This window comes from Specibacter sp. AOP5-B1-6, from assembly GCF_052376555.1.
GTDB lineage: Bacteria > Actinomycetota > Actinomycetes > Actinomycetales > Micrococcaceae > Specibacter.
In genome coordinates this window covers 168,622-187,734 of sequence record NZ_JBQSVT010000001.1, presented here as the reverse complement: position 1 = coordinate 187,734, position 19,113 = coordinate 168,622, and the positions used below count along the sequence as shown (strand labels likewise).

Annotated in this window: 13 protein-coding genes; 6 read left to right on the top strand and 7 right to left on the bottom strand. The window is 65.1% G+C overall.

The window, feature by feature from the left end:
• Positions 1–24 precede the first annotated feature (24 nt).
• A complete protein-coding gene (locus tag ACT3TS_RS00880; RefSeq protein ID WP_444529598.1) occupies positions 25–5,559 on the bottom strand; it encodes an endo-alpha-N-acetylgalactosaminidase family protein in 5,535 nt (1,844 codons plus the stop codon).
• Between the two features lie 350 nt (positions 5,560–5,909).
• On the opposite strand from ACT3TS_RS00880, the gene ACT3TS_RS00875 reads away from it, so the two are divergent.
• From ACT3TS_RS00875 to ACT3TS_RS00855, 5 genes are all read left to right on the top strand, one after another.
• The gene (locus ACT3TS_RS00875) at positions 5,910–6,815 is read left to right on the top strand and encodes an SIS domain-containing protein (protein WP_444529597.1); all 906 of its coding nucleotides are present in this window, start codon (positions 5,910–5,912) and stop codon (positions 6,813–6,815) included.
• 128 nt (positions 6,816–6,943) lie between these two features.
• Positions 6,944–7,975 carry an ROK family protein gene (locus ACT3TS_RS00870; RefSeq protein WP_444529596.1) on the top strand — a complete coding sequence of 344 codons (1,032 nt, stop codon included), beginning with the start codon at positions 6,944–6,946 and terminating at the stop codon, positions 7,973–7,975.
• Complete coding sequence (locus ACT3TS_RS00865; RefSeq protein WP_444529595.1) at positions 7,972–8,940, top strand: 1-phosphofructokinase family hexose kinase; 969 nt, start codon at positions 7,972–7,974, stop codon at positions 8,938–8,940. The genes ACT3TS_RS00870 and ACT3TS_RS00865 overlap by 4 nt, the downstream gene beginning before the upstream one ends.
• A 13-nt stretch (positions 8,941–8,953) precedes the next feature.
• A complete protein-coding gene (locus tag ACT3TS_RS00860; RefSeq protein ID WP_444529594.1) occupies positions 8,954–9,805 on the top strand; it encodes a class II fructose-bisphosphate aldolase in 852 nt (283 codons plus the stop codon).
• A gap of 30 nt (positions 9,806–9,835) precedes the next feature.
• Complete coding sequence (locus tag ACT3TS_RS00855) at positions 9,836–10,627, top strand: DeoR/GlpR family DNA-binding transcription regulator (protein WP_444529593.1); 792 nt, start codon at positions 9,836–9,838, stop codon at positions 10,625–10,627.
• Here the strand turns inward: ACT3TS_RS00855 and efeB are convergent.
• The 4 genes from efeB to ACT3TS_RS00835 all read right to left on the bottom strand — a co-directional run bounded on the left by efeB (position 10,624) and on the right by ACT3TS_RS00835 (position 16,036).
• Positions 10,624–11,913, bottom strand: coding sequence for an iron uptake transporter deferrochelatase/peroxidase subunit (gene efeB, locus ACT3TS_RS00850; protein WP_444529592.1), 1,290 nt, complete (start codon positions 11,911–11,913; stop codon positions 10,624–10,626). The two genes, ACT3TS_RS00855 and efeB, sit on opposite strands and share 4 nt — an antisense overlap.
• Positions 11,914–13,149 (bottom strand): iron uptake system protein EfeO, encoded by a 1,236-nt coding sequence (efeO, locus tag ACT3TS_RS00845; RefSeq protein WP_444529591.1) that lies wholly within the window; start codon positions 13,147–13,149, stop codon positions 11,914–11,916.
• Positions 13,150–13,244: 95 nt separating this feature from the next.
• Positions 13,245–14,870 carry an iron uptake transporter permease EfeU gene (gene efeU, locus ACT3TS_RS00840; protein ID WP_444529590.1) on the bottom strand — a complete coding sequence of 542 codons (1,626 nt, stop codon included), beginning with the start codon at positions 14,868–14,870 and terminating at the stop codon, positions 13,245–13,247.
• Between the two features lie 488 nt (positions 14,871–15,358).
• Positions 15,359–16,036, bottom strand: a complete 678-nt coding sequence (locus ACT3TS_RS00835) for a histidine phosphatase family protein (protein ID WP_444529589.1) — start codon at positions 16,034–16,036, stop codon at positions 15,359–15,361.
• Between the two features lie 122 nt (positions 16,037–16,158).
• Between ACT3TS_RS00835 and ACT3TS_RS00830 the strand changes: the two genes are divergently transcribed.
• Positions 16,159–17,046 carry a CPBP family intramembrane glutamic endopeptidase gene (locus tag ACT3TS_RS00830; protein ID WP_444529588.1) on the top strand — a complete coding sequence of 296 codons (888 nt, stop codon included), beginning with the start codon at positions 16,159–16,161 and terminating at the stop codon, positions 17,044–17,046.
• Positions 17,047–17,390: 344 nt separating this feature from the next.
• Here the strand turns inward: ACT3TS_RS00830 and ACT3TS_RS00825 are convergent, their stop codons facing one another.
• Together ACT3TS_RS00825 and ACT3TS_RS00820 are read right to left on the bottom strand one after the other, a co-directional pair.
• A complete protein-coding gene (locus tag ACT3TS_RS00825) occupies positions 17,391–18,071 on the bottom strand; it encodes a uridine kinase (RefSeq protein ID WP_444529587.1) in 681 nt (226 codons plus the stop codon).
• 300 nt (positions 18,072–18,371) lie between these two features.
• A complete protein-coding gene (locus ACT3TS_RS00820) occupies positions 18,372–19,010 on the bottom strand; it encodes a VOC family protein (protein ID WP_444529586.1) in 639 nt (212 codons plus the stop codon).
• Positions 19,011–19,113 lie beyond the last annotated feature (103 nt).

The following is a 19,113-nucleotide window of genomic DNA, read 5'->3' as shown; positions in this document are numbered from 1 at the left end:
AACTACCTTGCGGGAGGTGGCTGCCTAGCCGTGGCGGCGGCGTCGGCGGACCAACATGATGGCCGCACCGCCCAACAGGGCCAGGAGGGCGATCCCCAGGATCGGCAGGACCCCGGCGGCTCCTGTGTTGGACAGTTCATTGCTGCCTGTGCTGCTGCCGGTGTCGCTGCCAGCCGCGGCACCGGGTGTGGTGGCGGCCGGTGTTGTTACGTCCGGAGCGGTGCCAACCGGTGTTGTTGCACCCGGTGTTGTGGGAGCAAGCGACGTGCCCGGCGTGGTCGGAATCGTTGATGGCACCGGATCCGCAGTGGGTTCGGCTGATGGCTCAGCTGTCGGTTGTGCCGTGGGATCCGTGGTGGGCGCCACTGTCGGCTCAGCCGTCGGTTCCGCAGTCGGCTCCGTGGTGGGTTCCCCTGTCGGCTCAGCTGTGGGCTCGGTGGTGGGCGGATCCGTCGGATCGACCACCAAGGCAGTGACCGTGACATTTGTGGTGCCGGTGGCAGCCTTGCCGTTCTTGTCCGTTCCCGTCACAGTCAGCGCCGCGGCACCCACCGCCGCGTCTGCCGGAACCACCCAGCTGAAGGTGGCAACGCCGTCGTCGTTGGCTACGGCGGTGAGGTCGTCACCCTCAGCGAGCCCGTCGCCCGCATCGTCGGCAGCCAGGGCAGCGACGCCGGCAGCCAGCCTCAAGGTCGCTGTGGAGCCGGCCTTCAAGTCGGCGACAGTGACTTCGTGTGTGGAACCCTGTTCGACGGCGTTGCCGCCCTCAACCACGGGAGCCAGCGTCAAGGCCGGGGCCTCGTCGGAGCAGCTGAACTTGGCATCGGCCCAGTCGGCCCATTCGTCACCGTTCAGTCCGGCAACCTTGATCTTTGCTGCGTTCAGGTCGATGAAGCGGACCCCCGTGACATCAACATTGAATGCAAAGCCGTCGTCGTCCACAGTCAGCTGCGGGGAGGTGGCAAGGGTCTTGCCGTCTCCCTCAACGGTGAAGACAACGGTTCCGCGGTGTGCCTTGGGCAGCTTCGCGTCGTCAATGCCCACAATGGCGCTGAAGTTGGTGCACTGTTGACCCAGGTGGAGGCGGATGCTGGAGTCGGCATGGACGCCAAGACCCTTGTCGTACACGGTGCCGTCGATCGTGATCGGGGCACCATCGCCTTCGGCGCTTTCACCGTTGTTCTGGTCACGTTCCACGGGACCCCACTCATTGGCGGGCGTGCCCACGAACTCCATGTCGCTGGCGAAGACGTCCCCGGTGGGGGCGGCCGGCGGGACGCCAACAATGCTGACGGCCGTCGAACCGGAGGCTTCCTTGCCGAACTTGTCAGTACCGGTGACGTTGATGGTGGCATCGCCCACGGCTGCGTCGGCGGCAACCGGGTAGCTGAAGCTCGCAACGCCTGCGTCGTCTGCCGTAGCCTTGCCCAGCTCCGCATCGTTTAGCAGGAAGGTGGCTTCAGAACCGGCCTCCAGCTCACCAACGGTGACACTGTAGGTCTTGCCCTGCTCCAGCGGGCCGGCAGGATTGACCACGGGGGCCAACACAATGGCGGGGGCATCGTCGGAGCAACTGAACTTGGCATCGGCCCAGTCCGCCCAGTCGTTGCCGTTGCCGTCGTCGGTGGTGTCAACCACCAGTTCGACGTAGCGGGCACCCTGCAAATCAACGTCAATGGGCAGCGCCGGTGACGCTCCCGTCAATACGCCGGAGTTGTAGATTTCCTTCCCGTCGCCGAGGATCTTGAAGATCACCGAACCCTTGGCGGCCTGCTTGTCGTCGACGCCGATCACGGAGGTGAAGGCGCTGCATTGCGACCCAACAAAGTACTTGATGCTGGACGCCGCGTGCACGCCAAGGCCCTTGGCATAGGCCTTGCCGTCAAGCATGATGGCGGGGCCGTCCTTCTCGCCCTGCTCACCGTTGGACAGGTCCTTTTCGGCTGGCCCCCACCCGTTGGTGGGGGTGCCGATCCACTGCATGTCCGAGGCGAAGGTGTCCACCGTGGGCGGGTTGGGCATGGTGTAAACACCCAGGGAGGTTTCCGCGGTGCGGACACCGATGGGCTCAGCCGTGGTGTTGTAGGTGGACTTGGCTGTGACGTTGTAGCTGCCGTCGGCCGAGGCGGGGGCGTGCACTTCCCAGGTGGTGGTGAGCTTGCCGCCGGGCGCGATGGTGGCGGCGGTGGCAGCTGTTGTGGGGGTGGCTGTCCAGCCCTCGGGCAGTTCCAGGGCGACCTCCGCGTCCACGACGTCGGCCGGTTCGTTGGAGACCAGCGTGGTGGTGAACTCATTGGCAGCATCCTGCTCAATGATGGGCCCGGTTTGGGCCAGGGACAGCTGCGCGCAGGCGGGGGTGCTTTCGGAAGCGCCCAGGTCACGGATCAACAGGTTGTCCAGGGACAAATCTGCCGCCGTGGACCCTGTGCGCAACAAGCCCACGTAGCTGTCGCCACAGGCCGAGGCAGTGAAGTTCTGCACCCAGCGGGTGGTTTCATGTGTTGTCGGGAACGGCGTGGCCTGCGTCTGCACGGCACCGTTTGAGCCGTCGTAGCCGCCAACCCAGGAGTATTCATTGGCCTTGGTCGACTGGTAGTCGAAGGAGACCTCGTAGTCATGGCCCTGCGTGAACGGCATGGTTGCCGGGGTGGTCCGATAAACCAGGCCGGCATTTTCCTCATGGGCGTGCAAGGAGAATTCACCGTCCAGGACATCGTCCATGACCTTGCCGTTCCAGCCCTTTTGGGTGAACGGGGCGTGGATCGGGGCCAGGTGGGTGCGCGGGTCGGTGTTGCCGCCGGCGTCGCCCTTGGCGAACGGGCCCCAGCCCTGGTCAACGTTTTCAAAGTCCTCGGCCAGGACCGCCCCGTCCGGCTCGGTGCCGGGGACGACGTCGGCCGCTGTCACCTTTGCGGTCTTGACGACCCGGATGTCATCCACGAGCACGGCAGTGGTGCCGTCTCCCGTTGAGATGGTCAGGACGGGTGCGTCGCCGTCGTTCTGCACGTCGACCAGGACACGGACGCGCTGGGTGAAGGTGCGGTTTTTCTGGTCCGCGGCGACGGTGTTGAACAACGCGGAGGAGTCCACCGTGTTGCTTGCGGCAGGGGAGCCGGTCACGGTTGCGCTGAGGGTGGTTTCACGCTTGCCGCGCGGATAGGTCTCCTTGCTGTCAAGGGCGGGATCGATTTCAAGCCAGGCGCTGACGGAGTAGGTGCCCTTCGTCAAGGCGCCCAAGGTCTGGGAGATGCTGGACGCGCCGTCGCCCAGGCGGGCCGAGGTGAGGCCCTTGGCGGAGGTTGCCAGGGTCACGTCGCCCTGCGGGGCCCAGGCGTCAAGGTTCCCGGAGTTGAAGCCCGGATCCGTGATGCCGGTGCCGGCGCCCCAGTCGGTGTCGGCGTTGGCGATGACAGTGTCAACGGCCGACAGCGGCGGGTCGGTGGCCAGCGGTGCCGTCGGCACCAGCACGTACGCTGTGTTTTCCTTGGGGTCCAGGTTGATCTGCCCGTCCGTGACGGCCACGTCGCCGACGAGGCTTCGGCCCTGGGCCGTGAGCTCGTACAGCGTCAACGCCGTCTGGTTGGCGAAGTCAGGGGTGAGGGCCCAGGTCTGGGCTCCGCCCGTGAGGCTGTAGTTGTACAGCTTGCTTTGCTTGTCCGTGTTGTCTGCTGCCGTTTCACCAAACTCAACGGGTGCGCTGGACCACGGCAGGAGGTAGTTGTGGCCTTCCAGGACCTTGACGCCGTCCTGGGTGATGATGCGGTCTTCCAGGGAGGTGCCCGTGACGCGCAGGTTGTTTTCCAGCGTGATGGCCTCGGGCGTCCAGGTCTGGATTTCCTGCTGCTGCAGGAACTTCACGGCAACATTGTTGTCCCACACGTTCTGCAGGAACTTGTTGTAGTCGTTCTGGCCTGTCCAGCCCTGCCATTCAATGATGTGTTCGGTGCCGAGGCGGGGGTCCGGATTCCAGATGTCACGCTGGGAGTTCTGGGCGAAGCGCAGGATCTCCGAGTTCCAGCCCTTGAGGGTGCTGCCGCCGTAATTCTCATCAACGGCCCAGTGGGACCAGGTGTTGTTGCGGACCATGGAGTTGGCGAACTCTGAGGAAACTGAGAATCCGTTGTCCATGATGTTGCGCTGCAGGCGCTGGCCGACCCAGCCGGACTCGTAATACACATCGATGTAGTTGGTGGTCAGATTGTCGTCAGCGGCCTCGTCGAGTCCCTTGATGCGGGTGTTTTGATCACCGGAGAGCACATCGCGGCGCTGGTCGATGTAGTAGGACTGTTCCAGCCAGTTCCACCCCTTGCCGGGCGGCTGCTTGATGAACTCCTCGCTGAATGCCTTGGACTCCGGATAAGCCTCGGTGTTGTTCATATGGACGCTGAAGGTGGCGCCGTAATCCTTGGCCTGGGACAACAGTGAGTTCATGTCCTTGATGCCGCCGGCGCGTTCGTTCCAGTTGCCGCTGAAATCGGTGTTGGCCGAGTCGTGGCCCTCGGAAGTGAAGCCCTTCAAGAGGGAGAACTGGCCCAGCCCGTCGGTGGCCTGGGCGATGTGCTTGACGTCGTCCAGGGTGCGCAGAAACGGGTTGGTGGCCTGGCTGGCGAAGTTGAACGGGATGTCCTGGACCACACGGTTCTTCACGTCTTCCCAGCCCTTGGGCTTGTACTGCACCTCGCGGGAGGCGATGGCGCCGTCCTGCCAGTTCACGGTGCCATCGGCATTGGCGTCCGCCGTGATGATGACCTTGGCCTCGGGGAGCGGCTCCGTTTGGTCGGAGTCCTTGGCACGGTACAGCCAGGCACCGGAGGAAATGCCCACTTTCTTGTTGGCGCCGTCGTCCTTGACCTGACGCCAGAACCGGCCGCGCTCGCTGGCGGCCAGCCCGTTGTCCGGGGCACCGTAGGCGCCGTCGTAAAGCGAGTTGCTTTCAAAACCCGCGGCCAGCTCGTCGGTGTTGGCGATGGCCACCATGGAGGTCTTCGCCGCGTCGTCGAGGGCCGTGTCCGCCGTGACAGGGGTGATGGTGTCGCCGGAGATGGCGCGGTCGGTGGACACCACGGCGGTGGCCAGGCTCGCGCCGGCCTCCGCTGAGGACACTGTCACCAGGTCCTGGTCCATGATCTGGATGCGGTTGACGCGGGCCTCGCCGGTTTCCGTGATTTCCGTGATGTTGAAGCTGAGGATGTTCTTTTCCACGGAGAGCGTGGCCTTCATGCTTACACCGTCCATGCCGGGAACGGTGATGTCGTAGTTGATTGAGGCACCGTCGGCGTTGACCTCGGAGACCACGTCAACTGCCTGGTCCTCGCCGTTGATGCGCATCGTGGTGGCGACAGCGGTGGCGCCCGTCATGGTTTTGTCACCAAGCGTGTATTTCAACGCCTGGGGGAATGCGGTGGCGACCTCAACGGACAACTCTCCGGAGGCGATCACCTCCGTTCCCTCTGCGGCCAGGGCCGGCATGGCCGCGGCGACCGGGATGATGGTGCCGGCCATGACGGCGCCGGCGATCCCCATCCCCAGCCACTTGCGGTGGTGTCGAGTGAGTGACATCAAAGATCTCCTTGAACAACTTTGTTGCGGGGCAAGCGGCATATTGCGCACTTGAGGGGCTCGCGGCACTTGCAGCAAACACACCCCCTGCGCGTGATGCAAGTCACCTGTTATCCATAACACCGTAGCAGGGCCCGGGCTATGTGACGAGCCTTTCGTCATCTTTACGGATTGCGATTGCCGGACATTCGACGGACGGATGCCGTGTCGGCCGATGATTGAAGCTGACGTTTTCAGTGAACTTATAATCAACAACGTGTTACCATGGGGTTAAGGAAATCGCGCCATCCGGCCGGGAATTGGTGGTCGTGACGCGGAAGACAGGTCCTCAAACAAGGAGAATGTGCAGCATGAGCGAAAACACCCAACTTGGCCCCTTCATGGACGCCGAGCTCACAAGCCAGCCGGACGTGTGGGCGCAGGCAATTGCCCAGGCCAAGAGCGAGCAGCTGCTGCCCGCCGACGGCCAGCGCGTGGCAGTGATTGGCTGCGGCACCTCGTGGTTCATGGCCCAGAGCTACGCCACCGCCCGTGAAGCCGCCGGCAAGGGTGTCACCGACGCATTTGCCGCCTCCGAAGCGTTCCTTGGCGCCGACCGCGGCTACGACGCCGTCATTGCCATCACCCGCTCGGGCACCACCACCGAGGTCCTGGAAATCCTGACCCGGATCAAGGGCACCGTGCACACCGTTGCCCTGGTGGGCGACACCAGCTCGCCGATCATGGCGCTGGCCGACGCCGTCGTCGAGCTTCCCTACGCCGACGAGCAGTCCGTGGTGCAGACCCGCTTCGCCACCACCGCCCTGACCTACCTGCTGACAAGCGTTGGCATGGACCTCAGCGACGCTGTCGAAGACGCCAAGGCCGCCGTGAGCGCTCCTGTCGAGCAGGAACTGATCGACGCCGAACAGTTCACCTTCCTGGGCACCGGATGGACGGTCGGCCTGGCCCACGAGGCCGGCCTGAAGATGCGTGAAGCGGTGCAGGGCTGGACCGAGTCCTACCCGGCCAAGGAATACCGCCACGGCCCCATCTCCATCGCCGCCCCCAACCGCGTCACCTGGATGTTTGGTGAGCAGCCCGAGGGCCTGGACCGCGACGTGGCGAAGACCGGTGCGCTCTACATCAACACCACGACCCACCCGCTGGCAGAACTGGCCCGCGTCCACCGCGTCACGCTGGAACGAGCCCGCGCCCGCGGCATGAACCCGGACCTGCCGCGCAACCTCTCGCGCTCGGTCATCCTGGCAGACTGACACCACCGGGTACCGGCTAAAGTGTCAGGCACCCCACTGTTCTTTCAAGGTGGGGTGCCTGCTGCTTTTTGCGTTTGTTCCCCATCCGTCCTGCCTGTGCGTTTTTCCTGCGAAAGAACCCGAACTTCATGAACACTGTGACGAACCATGCCGGTGATTCCGGCACCCAGCCTGCCGCTGCCGCCCCAGGGGGCAACGACGTCGTCCTTGCCTTTGACATCGGCGGCACCGACATGAAGGTCGGCATCGTGCGCGGCGCTCCGGCCGGCAAAGCCGTGGAGGTTGTCGACGTGCAACGCCACCCCACACCCCTGGAGGCCGGCCGGACCGGTGAAAGTGTCTGCGACCGGATCGTGGAACTGACGGCCGGGTACCGCAGCGCCCACCCGCAACTAAACATTTCCGCCGTTGGCGTCACCGTTCCGGGCATCGTGGATGAGGATGCAGGCATCGGCATTTACTCGGCCAACCTGGGCTGGAAGGATTTCCCGTTCACGGCAACGCTGACCAAGGCGCTGGGGGTTCCTGTTGGATTTGGGCATGACGTCAGCATGGCCGGTGAGGCGGAATTCCAGCTCGGCGCCGCCGTGGGCAAGACCGACGTGCTCATCCTGGTCATTGGCACGGGCATTGCCGGCGCCGTGCTGTGCGACGGACGACGCGTGGCCGGCGGCGGCTACGCAGGCGAGATCGGCCACGCCATGGTTCCTGCACCGGGTGGCGGCATGGCGATCATGGAATCGCTGGGCTCGGCCGGGGCCATTGCGCGCCGCTACACCGAAGCCACCGGATCCTCCGTGGCCGGAGCCCGCGCGGTGCTGGAACTGACTGCCTCCGATGATGCGGCCGCCAAGACGGTCTGGTCCGAAGCCATTGATGCCCTGGCATTCAGCGTCGCCCAGTGCGTGTCCATCCTTGGCACCGAAACCGTGGTGCTCGGAGGCGGCCTGTCCATGGCCGGTCCGGCACTCTTTGAACCCCTGGCCGCACGCGTCGACGAGCTGCTCACCTTCCACCGCCGCCCTGACTACGTGCACGCCGCCCTCGGCGAAAACGCGGGCCTCATCGGCTCTGCGTTGAAGGCACGCAGCCTCGTCGACCGGAACGGCGCAGAACAGGGCGCAGGCCGGAACGGCGCAGAACAGGGGGCGCCGGCATGAGCGCCGGCAACGTGGTTCTTACCGTCACACCGAACCCGGCAGTCGACGTCACCTATACAGTCGCCGGCATCAGCCTGGGTTCCTCGCACCGCGTGCCGACCCCGCTGTACCGGGCCGGCGGCAAGGGACTGAACGTGTCGCGGGTGGCGCACCAGCTGGGCCACCCGACCCTCGCCATTGCAACAGTGGGCGGACCCTCCGGCGAGCAGTTCCGCCAGGACTTGGAGTCCTCCGGAATTTTGCATCACCTGGTGCCGGTTGCCGCGGCGACGAGGCGCACCATCGCCCTCGTTGACACGGCAGCCGACAACACGACCAGCATTTTCAACGAGGCCGGCCCCGCGCTCGGGGCCGCTGAATGGCAGGCGCTGGCCGCCGCCGTCGTCGACAATCTTGGCGGGGTGCAGACGCCCGACGGCGTGCGCAGGCCGGGCGTGCTGGTGGGCTCGGGCTCTCTCCCGGACCAGGCGCCGGCCGATTTCTATCCCGCACTTGTCGCCCTGGCCCACGCGGCAGGAGTGCCTGCCATCATCGACACCTCGGGCAGCGGCATCTTGGCGGCGGCCCGGGCCGGGGCCGACCTGCTCAAGCCGAACAACCACGAGCTGATGGAGGCTGTGGGCGAGCGCGACCTTGTCAGCGCGGCACGCAAGCTGATGGACCTGGGCGCCCGGCGCGTGCTCGTGAGCGTGGGGGAGGAGGGCATGCTGGCGTTCAGCGCCGATGCCCCCGGGACATGCCTCCAAGCGAAGCTGCCGGCCCCGCTCAGCGGCAACCCCACCGGGGCGGGGGACGCGGCGGTGAGTGCCGCCGCCGTCGCACTTGCCAACGGCGAGACGGAGCTGCGCGAGATCCTGCGCCAAGCCACCGCCTGGAGCGCCGCCGCCGTGCTCATGCCGGGTGCCGGGGAGATTTCCCCGCAACACACCGAGCTGGCCAAGCAACTGATCATTACAGACCACTGAGGACGCATATTTCATGGCATTGACAAACACCCGCGACATCATGGACCTGGCCGCCGCGGCCGGCACCGGCCAGGGCGCGTTCAACGTGATCCACCTGGAGACCCTGGAGGGGCTCATCGGCGGCGCCGAGGCAGCCGGTCGCCCGGTCATCCTGCAAATCTCGGAAAACTGCGCGAAGTTCCACGGCGGACTCGAACCCGTGGCCCTGGCCACCCTGGCCGCAGCCCGCAAGGCCTCCGTACCGGTGGCCGTGCACCTTGACCATGCCGAGGACGAGGCGCTGGCCCGGGAAGCGGTCGACCTGGGCTTTGGCTCCATCATGTACGACGGTGCCCACTTTGAGTACGCACAAAACGTTGAGGTCACGGCCCGGGTTGCCGCCTACGCGCACGAACGCGGAGTCTACGTCGAGGCCGAACTGGGCAAGGTCGGCGGCAAGGACGGGGCGCACGCCCCCGGTGTGCTGACGGATCCGGGCGAAGCCGCCGCCTTTGTGGCGGCCACGGGTGTCGACGCACTGGCAGTCGCCGTCGGTTCCTCACACGCCATGACCGAGCGCAGCGCCGCCTTGAACCTGGCCCGGATCGCCGAGCTTAAGGCAGTTTTGGGCGTTCCGCTGGTGTTGCACGGCTCATCGGGGGTGTCAGATGAGAACATTGTGGCAGCGATTGCAGCAGGCATGACCAAGATCAACGTCTCCACCCACCTGAACGGCTTCTTCACCAGGGCGGTGCGCGGGTATCTGGATGCCAACCCTGCCGTCGTGGATTCACGCAAGTACCTGGGCGCCGGCCGTGCGGCCCTGGTTCCTGAAGTTTCACGGTTGCTGGCGTTGTTCGCCGGTGGCGCCCCCACAGACGACTAAACGCGGCGGTTGACCGCCCAGGAGTGGCACATGAACAGAACTGAACGACTCACAGCGATTTTGGACATTCTGGCTGCCGACGGCCAGGTTGAAGTCGACGAGGTCGTGGCCAAGCTGGGGGTTTCCCCGGCAACTGCACGCCGCGACCTCGACTCCCTGGCCAATGAGCGGCTGCTGACGCGCACCCGCGGCGGTGCCACCAGCGGATCTGTTTCCTATGACCTGCCCGGGCGCTACAACCGGGACGACCATGCGGAGGAAAAGCAACAGATTGCCCATGCCGCCAGCGCCTTGATCCCCAAGGGTGCCGTCATTGGCCTGTGCGGAGGCACGACGAGCACGGCACTGGCCCAGGTGCTGTCCACGCGCGAGGACCTGATGGTCCAGTCCAACCGGCCGACGCTGACAGTTGTCACCAATGCCATCAACATTGCCGCGCAGCTGGCCATCCGCCCCAATTTTAAGATCATGGTCACCGGCGGCATTGTGAACCCGCGTTCCTACGAACTGGTGGGCCCCTACGCCGACTCCATCTTGCAGCGCGTGGCCCTCGACTTCGCCTTCATTGGTGTCAACGGGATTGAACCGGGTGCCGGGCCCACCACCAATGACGAAGGCGAGGCGTCAGTGAACTCCAAGATGGCACGCCGGGCCTCGGAGGCCTACATCCTGGCCGATGCCTCCAAGATCGGCAAGCGTGCCTTCGCCACCATGGAGGAACACGATTTCCAAAACCTGATCACCGACTCACGCATCACCGCGGCACAGCTGGAGGCATTCAAGGAAGCAGGCACCACGGTGATTGTGGCCCCGCAGCTTTAAGCGAAGAATTCCTTGCCGTAGTAGCTGCCCGCCGCGGGCAGTCCGCCGGGGACGGCAAAAACTGCCGAGCCGACATGGCGGATGTACTCGTTGAGCCGGTCCGAGCTGCCCAGTTTCCGCTGCAGCTCCACAAACTGTTCCGGGTTCTTCTGGAAGCTCAGGAACATCAACCCTGCATCCAGTCGGCCCACGGCGTCCAGCCCATCGGTGAAGTTGTAGCCCCGGCGCAGGATCTTGGTGCCGTTGTTGTTTTCATGGGCGGCCAGGGCAATGTGGGAATTGGGTGCGATGGCCGGCTGCCCGCTTGGGGCGCCGGCAAGCACGGCGTGGAAGTCGGGGACGTCGTGTTCCTTCGTGCCGGACAAGGGGGCGCCCTCGTTCTTGCTCCGCCCAAAAATGCTTTGCTGGTCACCGATGGGGTCTTCGTCCCAGGTCTCGATGAGCATGTGGATTTTGCGGGCCACCAGGTAGCTGCCGCCAACCATCCACGGCTGCTTGGCTTCCCCGCCCACCCAGACATGGTCAGCGAAATCTCCGGCGCCGCTGACATTGCGGGTGCCGTCCTTGAACCCCATCAGGTTCCGCGGTGTTGGCTGGTTTGGTCCCGCGGAGGCCCGCCCAAAACCCAGCACCGTCCACTTCGTTTTCACTGCCGTGCGGGCCATGCGCGCCAGGTTCCGCACCGCGTGGTACGCGACCTGGGGGTCATTGGCGCAGGCCTGGATGCACAAGTCCCCGCCGGTCATGGCCGGATCCAGCGACTCGCCCGCCATGGCCGGCAGCTGGGCAAAGTCGGCCGGCTTGAATTTTTCCAGCCCGAACCTGTCGTCAAACAACGACGGCCCAAAGCCCAACGTCAGTGTCAGGCCCTGCGGCCCCGTGCCGGTGGCTTCGCCGGTGTCACCGGGCACCGCCTGCTCACGCGCGGGCTCCACCTTGCCCACCGGAGATCCCGCCGTCATCTCGGCCATGGCCGCGGACCATTTGGCCAGCACCAGCTGCAGCTCGACGGCAGTTGCGGCCGTCACATCGAAAGCAGTAAACACCAGATGGTCCTGCGGGGGCGTGTCGATTCCGCCCTGGTGTTCCCCATAAAACGGGTACGTCAGGGCCTCCCGTGCCGCGACAAGTTCGACGTCGGACACCGGCCCGGGCGTGGTGGCGGCGGTGAGCGCCATGCCGCCGCCGGCGCCGAGGGCCAAGCCGCCGGCACCGGCCAGGGCGGCCGAACCGTTGAAGAACGTGCGGCGCGAAACGCTGTCCGGAGCAGGGGTTGCTTTGGACATTTAAACGGTGGCGACTTTCTCGGAAATCTTGGCCAGCGGCGCCTGCAGCGACTGGATCAAGGCGGTGAGCTTGGCGGCGTCGGACTTCTTCAAGTCCTCCGTGTAGGACTTCCAGCCACCGAGCGACGCGGGATCCTTGTAGTCCTCCAACGCGGTGTTGACTGTTTCAAACTGGGTGGAAATTTGCTTGGTCAGGGCCTCATCGATTTGTTCCAGAGCTGGTTTGAGGTATTCAAAGGCCTGCTGGGAGCCCTCAATGTTGGCGGCAAAGTCCACCAGGTCAAGCTTGGAGTAGGCCTCTTCCTCGCCGGTGATCTTGGAGGACTGGACTTCTTCCAGCAGGCCGCTGGCACCGTTGGCCAATTCCTCGGGCTTGTAGGCGGCGCTGGTCTCCAGCTCGGCGGTCAGCGTCTTCAAGGTGGCCACGTTCTTCACGATGCCCGCGGCCAGGGCCTTGGAGGAACCGGTGATGGCCTTGGCCTCAAACAGGTCCTTCTCCAACGGGTGGAAACCCGTCCACTCGGTTCCGGGTTCGACGTCGGCCACGCGCAGGTCAAGAGCGGGGTCAAGGTCGGGGAAGCTTTCCGCCACGGGTTCGATGCGCTCAAAGAAGGGGCGGGCCTCGGCGTAGGCCTTCTGGCTGGCAGCCAGGTCGCCGGCATCAACGGCCGACTGCAGGGCGGCCGCCGCCAGCACGAGGCTGTCCACCTGGCCCGAAACGTATTTGGCATAGCCGTCGGTGCCTTCCTTCAACAGTGCACCCACACCGTTGGCGCCTGCCGACGCAGCGGCGCCGGTGACGGCGAACGGAACGTTTTCGGTGCCTGCACCGGGGCAGTACAGCTGGTATTCGCCGCCGGCCAGGGTGACGGTGAAGCTGACGGACTTCAAGCCGGGGATGACGTTTTCACGCTCACCCAGGATCCGCTTGTCGCTGAGCAGTTCAACTTCGCTGACACCGGAGGCGTCCTTGTTGGAAATGGTGAACGTGACGGGGCCGGCCGGAGCTGCTGCGAAGTCCGGCACGCATTGGTCTTCGCCGTCGACCTTTTCAACGCTGACGGCGATCTGGGCGGCACCGTTGCTGACGGGAGCCGCATCGCCCTTCGGGGCTCCGGCCGCGTTCTCCTGTGGTGCGGCACCGCCGCAGGCAGCCAGCGAAAGGGACAGCACGGCGGCGCCGGCCAGCAGGGCCGGGGCTGTGGAGCGGAAAGTTCGGGGCGAAAGGGAAGTCATGGGTGTCCTTGGTTGGGGTGTGCACAAAGGGGTGAACACGTGAAAAGGGGAGCGCAAAACAGCCTCCGCCGGAAGCGGAAAGCCCGTACGGGGAATCAGGGTGAGGGTGCGGTCACGAGGAGCTGGCGCCGGTTGCGGCGGCCGGCGACAAACAGCACCAGCGCAGCGATGATGAAAACGGTTGGCAGGTAGCGGGACCACAGCACATTTTCGGTGGTGGCCGAGGCAAAGCTGCTCAGCTCGGTGACGGCGGCGGTGACGTGCGCTTCGGGCACCCGCCAGCCGTCGTCGCCGGCCACGGCAATGGTGCGGGGGCTGGCCAGGCCGCCGCCGCTGAGTGTCAAGGTGGCGGACTGGGTGCTTTCGGCGTCAATGATGGAACCGTTGACAAGCCACACCGTGACCCCGCCCTTGTGGTTCCATGCCGCAGCGAAGGGGCCGGGGTTGCTGGAGGTGCTGATGCCCACCGGCATCCGGCCGCCGTTGAGCTCGGTCAGGGCGGCGGCGGTGATGGTGGCCGGTTCCTGGCGGGCATCCGGTGTTGCCGCGGCGGTGTAGACGGCGGCTGTGCGGCCCGCGTGGGACTCGGTGCCCTGGGAGGTCAGCGGGTAGCTGCTCACCGTGCCGTCGCCGGTGGTTGCCACAAGTGTTTTTGATGTGGCCGCCCCCGAGTTGACTGCTGCTGCGGCATTGGCTGCGGCTGGAGGGTTGGCGGTGCCGGCGCCGCTGTCGCCGGCCGCGCCGCTGGTGGTGACCCGCAGCGAGACCCCCGCCGTGCCGGAGGAGGTGATGGTCGGCGTCGAACTTTCACCCAGTGGGGCTGCCGGTATGGCCAGCGGTGCGGCCAGGACCAGGGCAAGGGCGGCTGCGGCCAGGGTTCCGGCGGCGGCGAACTGCACCCGTGGAAGGGCAGCGGCCGAGGGCTGCCAGGTGCGCGGCCACAGGATGAAGGCGAGCATGGGGACCAGGTAGAGCGCCCAGCCGAGGAGTTCGACGACGCGGGGGTCGTTGGGGATGCCGAGGACGCCGGTGAGGATGGCCGCGCGGGCGCTGCCGTTGGGGGCCAGCCAGCTGAGGTTGACGGTGGCCGCTTGGCCGACGTTGAGCCAGCCGGCTTCGTGGGCTGTGCGCAGCGATTTCATCACGAGCCCCGCGGCGACGAACACCAGGAACACGCCTGTTGCCTTGAAGAACTTGGCGAGATTGAGCTTGATGGCGCCGCGGAAGAGCAGGACGCCAACTCCGGAGGCGATGGCCAGGCCCAGCACTGCCCCGGCTCCGGCGGACACCGGGCTGAGGGAGGACTGGAAGGCGGCGACCATGAAGACGGCTGTTTCAACGCCCTCGCGCAACACGGCGAGGAACGCCATTCCGGCCAAGGCAAACACTGAGCCGCCCTTGAGCGCGGATCCGGCGTGGGCCTCCAGGGTCGATTTCATGGAGCGGGAGTTTTTGCTCATCCACAGGATCATGAACGTCACGATGACCACGGCCACGGCACCGATGACGGTTTCCATGGCTTCCTGCTGTTGCTGGGGGAGCGCGGCAGACACGATTTCAAGGGTGATGCCGACGATCGCGCTCAGGAAGACGGCCGCAGCAACCCCGAGCCACATGGGCTTGAGCGGGATGCCGTTGCGGCGCAGGAACGCCGCAATCATGCCCACGATGAGGGCAGCCTCAAGGCCTTCCCGCAGGCCGATGACCAATGTTGCAAGCACCCAAATACTCCGGTGTTCCGTTGACGTTTCAACTGGGGTCTGCCCCTGTACTTAGGAAAGGTTACCCTTTGCGGGGGCAAAAATAATAATTAGGCCAGACCGGTGTTGCCTATTGCGACGCTGGTGGTGTCGGTAGGATGACGGCAATGGTCCATGGCAGGATCCCGGGCAGGATTGCCGCCGGCGGCGGCACCCTCCGGTAAGCGGGAGAGGAAGCAGGGCGATGGCGGAAGTAATCACCGATCTCATGGCAGGGACGGTCTCGGACGAAGACCGCGAAGCTTTTCTACGCTCAGTAGGTCTGTATGAGAGTCTGAGCCCGCTGGAGGCCCAAGCGATCCGGGACGAATGGCCAGACAGGAAGATCCTCAGGGTCATCGGGGCCGGACTGTTCTAGCTGCGCGGGTCCCTCATCGAGGGCACGAGTTTCTGGGCGCGAGTTCCTGGGCGCGAGCAAATGCGTGGCGCCGGCTCACCAAATTTGAGGCTCACCAAACATGGTCGGGGGAGTCCAACACGGTCTTGGTTGGCTCCGCCTCGGTCCACTGCGCAAACTCGGTGTCAAGGAAATACTTTTTGCCGTCCTGCAGAAGCGTGCGGGTTTCGGCGTTTCCGGGGTTGTTCAGCGATTCAAAGTACTCCACCGACCAGTGGAACCAGCGCATGCAAAACAAGCGCATCGTCAGCCCGTGCGTGACGAGCAGGATGTTCGGCACGGAATCGTCCCCCGACCAATGCCTGAACAAGGTTTCCATGAAGGACGACACCCTGTCATACACATCCGAACCGGATTCGCCCTCACGAAACCTGTAAAAGAAATGCCCGTAAGCGTTGCGGAGTTCCTTTTGGTCGGCGATCTCCGCAGGGTTTTGGAAGTTCGCCCAGTCCTGCTCGCGCAGGCGCGGCTCCTCCATGGTGGTCTCCACGAGATCGCCCAGATCCATGGCTTCAAGGGTCTGGTACGCGCGCAAATACGGCGACACGTAAACACGCACCTTCTGCCCGTCCAGCTGCCGGCGGACCTTCTCCCCGGCTTCCCTGGCCTGGGCGATGCCCAATTCGGTCAGCGGGATCCGGTAGTCGGGAATCCGGTTGTAAATGGTCTGGTCAACGTTGGCGGCTGACTGTCCGTGACGGATCATGATGATCTGGCGTGGGGCGCTCATGCTACCGAGCCTATCCCCACCCGTTCCCCTCAGCTCGGAAGCCGGGCGCGGGCACTCGCGGGGCAGTGGCCCCCAGACGGCCGTTCTGTGCCATTTGGGCCCGGGGCAGGCATGATTGCGATATGACTGAATCAGTGCCTGCCGCTTCCACGCACGACGACGGCAGCCAAGTCCCGGCCCCGCCCGCCCACGGTGCCGGGTCGCCGGCGGCGAAAGCCGAGGGGTGGGCGGCGGCGAAGGGTGCCGGGTCCGGCGTCGAACATCAAGGCTGGGGCGCCAAATCCAGGCGGCGGCTCATCATTGAGGTGCTCCTGGTGCTGGGGGTGTCGCTGGGGCAGTCGGCCGTGTACTCGGTGGTGTCGCTGCTGGACAAGATGAGCCGGGCGCCGATTGCGGAGGGCACCTCGACGCTCAACGCGGTGCGCAACAACAGGGAAATCTTTGACTTCACCTACCAAATTCTGGACATCTTCTTCGCGCTGGTCCCGGTCATGCTGGTGTTTTACCTGCTGGCCGAACCCGGAAAATCCGTCTTTCGGCGCATTGGCCTGGACTGGCGGCACCCCTTCCGCGACGGACTGGGGGCGCTGGGACTGCTGGTTGTCATTGGTGTGCCGTCGCTGGGCCTGTACGCCGCCGGGCGGGCGATGGGCGTCACCACGGAGATCATTCCCAGCGCCCTGGACCAGTATTGGTGGACTGTTCCCGTGCTGGTGCTGTCGGCCATCCGTGCCGGCGTCCTGGAGGAAGTCATCCTGAACGGCTACCTGCTGGGGCGCTTGGAAAAGATCGGGCTGGGCGTGTGGGCGGCCATCCTGCTCAGCGCCCTGCTGCGCGCCAGCTACCACCTGTACCAAGGTTTCGGGCCGTTCCTCGGCAACTTCGCCATGGGGCTGCTGTTTGGCTGGGTGTACAAGAAATACGGGCGGGTGGCTCCGCTGGTGGTGGCGCACGCACTGGTTGACATCGCCGCGTTCACGCTCGGCCCGGCGCTGGGGTTCGGCGGCTGATCCCACGCTGCCAATGTGCCCCTTCACCTCGCGCCCCGGTCAGGGGACCCTGCATGTGTATTCAGCGGTCGTGGACACTGCTGCGGGACGAAGCCCGACCTGGCAGCTCATGTCCAGCCCAGTTCGACCTTCACTTGAGCCCAGGGGATGTTGGGTCCCTCATCTGCCATTGCCTCGTCGAACGCGGCGGCATCTTCGGCGTCTTCCAGCGCTTCGAGCATCCGTTCGTAATGCTCGGGACTGACAACAACTGCTGTGCGCTGGCCGCGACGCTGACGGTGGACATAAATAAAGCGTGCATTTCCTACCTGAAATTCACGTGAGTGGCGGTCTCGACTGGAGAGTCATGTGGCTGTCAGAGTCCGTTTGGCAAACCCTTGTCTGCCTGCTGCAGCCATGTGGGGATGGATGACCTGTGGGGAAGTGAAGTCGGTGTTGTCCACGACGATGGTGGCACGTTCCCAGGGCCGGGCTGCCGCGAAGTAGAGGCGCTGCCCTCCGACGTAGCGGCGCATCGTGGGGTGCTCCGGGTCGGGATTGCTGCCGTTGCGGACAGCCATGCGTGCCGCGGTTTCGGCGAAGGGAACGTCCAGGAACAGCGAGGCGTCCCAGCAAGGGGTGAGCTCATCACGGTGCAGGAACATGCCTTCCACAAGGACAAGGGCATCTGAGGGGGCGTGCAGGAATTCCGCTTTTACCGTTTCGTCGAGTTTCTGGTCATAGGATGCCGGTGAGTACCAGCCGTCCCCGTTCGGAGCCAGTGGTGCGAACACCAGGTCCTGCAGGGCAGCATAATTATAGGTGTCCTGCCAGAAGCCTTCCGCTGAGTTGCGCCCCCGGGAGTGCCTGATGGGCGAGGGGTTCAGATAGTCGTCGGCGTGGATGACGATCACGGGCCGGCTCTGGATCCCGGCTGCCAGGTTGGTGGCAAAGGTGGTCTTTCCACTGCCGTCGATGCCGTCGACTGCCACGAACCGGCGCCCGGGACCAAGGCCACGGAGAATGCTGGTTGCCAGTGACCGCATGAACTCTTCCATACCGCCATGTTCCCAGAACTGGCACCTGTTCGAGGGCCCCTTTTGTGAAGTGTCGCCGTGCAGCCTATGTGGCGGCCTTGTCCTTGGGCAGCACGACAAACCCTGCGAAGGCTGAAGGACGTGGCAGCCGGATCTCACGGACCTCGGTGCGATGCCCGGACTTGCCGGACGGTGCCAACGAAAACGGCACCCGCCCACAGGGGGAGGGTGCCGACGTCGTTCCCCAGCCGCGCCCTAACCTCGTACCTCGGCCAGGGAACCCTGCGCTCGTGGGCCCAGCCGAAAAAGCTAGATCGTGACGGGGCCGCCGGCCGTCTCGAAGGTGACGGACATGATGCCCGGGGTGCCGCGCGGGGCGATCCATTCCACGGCCACATCGTCCAGGGGAGCCTCGACGGGTTCGCCCAGCCACTCGGTGACGCGTTCGGCACTGCCGGCGATGGTGAGCGAGGAAAGCTTCACGATGGAGGGGCGGGCCTGCGAGGGGTGCAGGGCCGGATCGCCCTCCCACTTGAGCATGTAGGGGACCTGCGGGTCGGCGATGAGGCCCTTGATGCCGATCTGCTGCCAGATTAGTTCCTGGCCGTCGGGGAACTTGCGGTTGCCGGGGACGGCGCTGCGGCCGAGGCGCTCCTCAAAGGGGACGAGGTCGTCCACGGCGACGCACCAACCCATCCAGCCGCCACCGGCGGCCGAGCGCGCCTGCACGGCCTGGCCGAAGGGTGCCTTGTCCGACGCCGGGTGGTTGAGGCACTCGACAATTTCCAGATAGTGGTGGTCCGTGAGGGGGATGATCATATTGCGGGTGCCGAAGCGCGGATGGATGCCGCCCTTCACTGCCTTGACCCCTAGGGCCGTCGCGATTCGCTCCGTGGTGGCGGCCAATCCATCTGATTCACTGGCGTAAGAAACATGATCCATTCGCATAGCTTCATCTTGGCACTTTGTGATCAGGCTCTCGACTAAGTGTGCCCTTAGCCACATGGGACGTCAGATCTCATGCGGCTGCGGCGGCGCCGCCCGTGGGGCA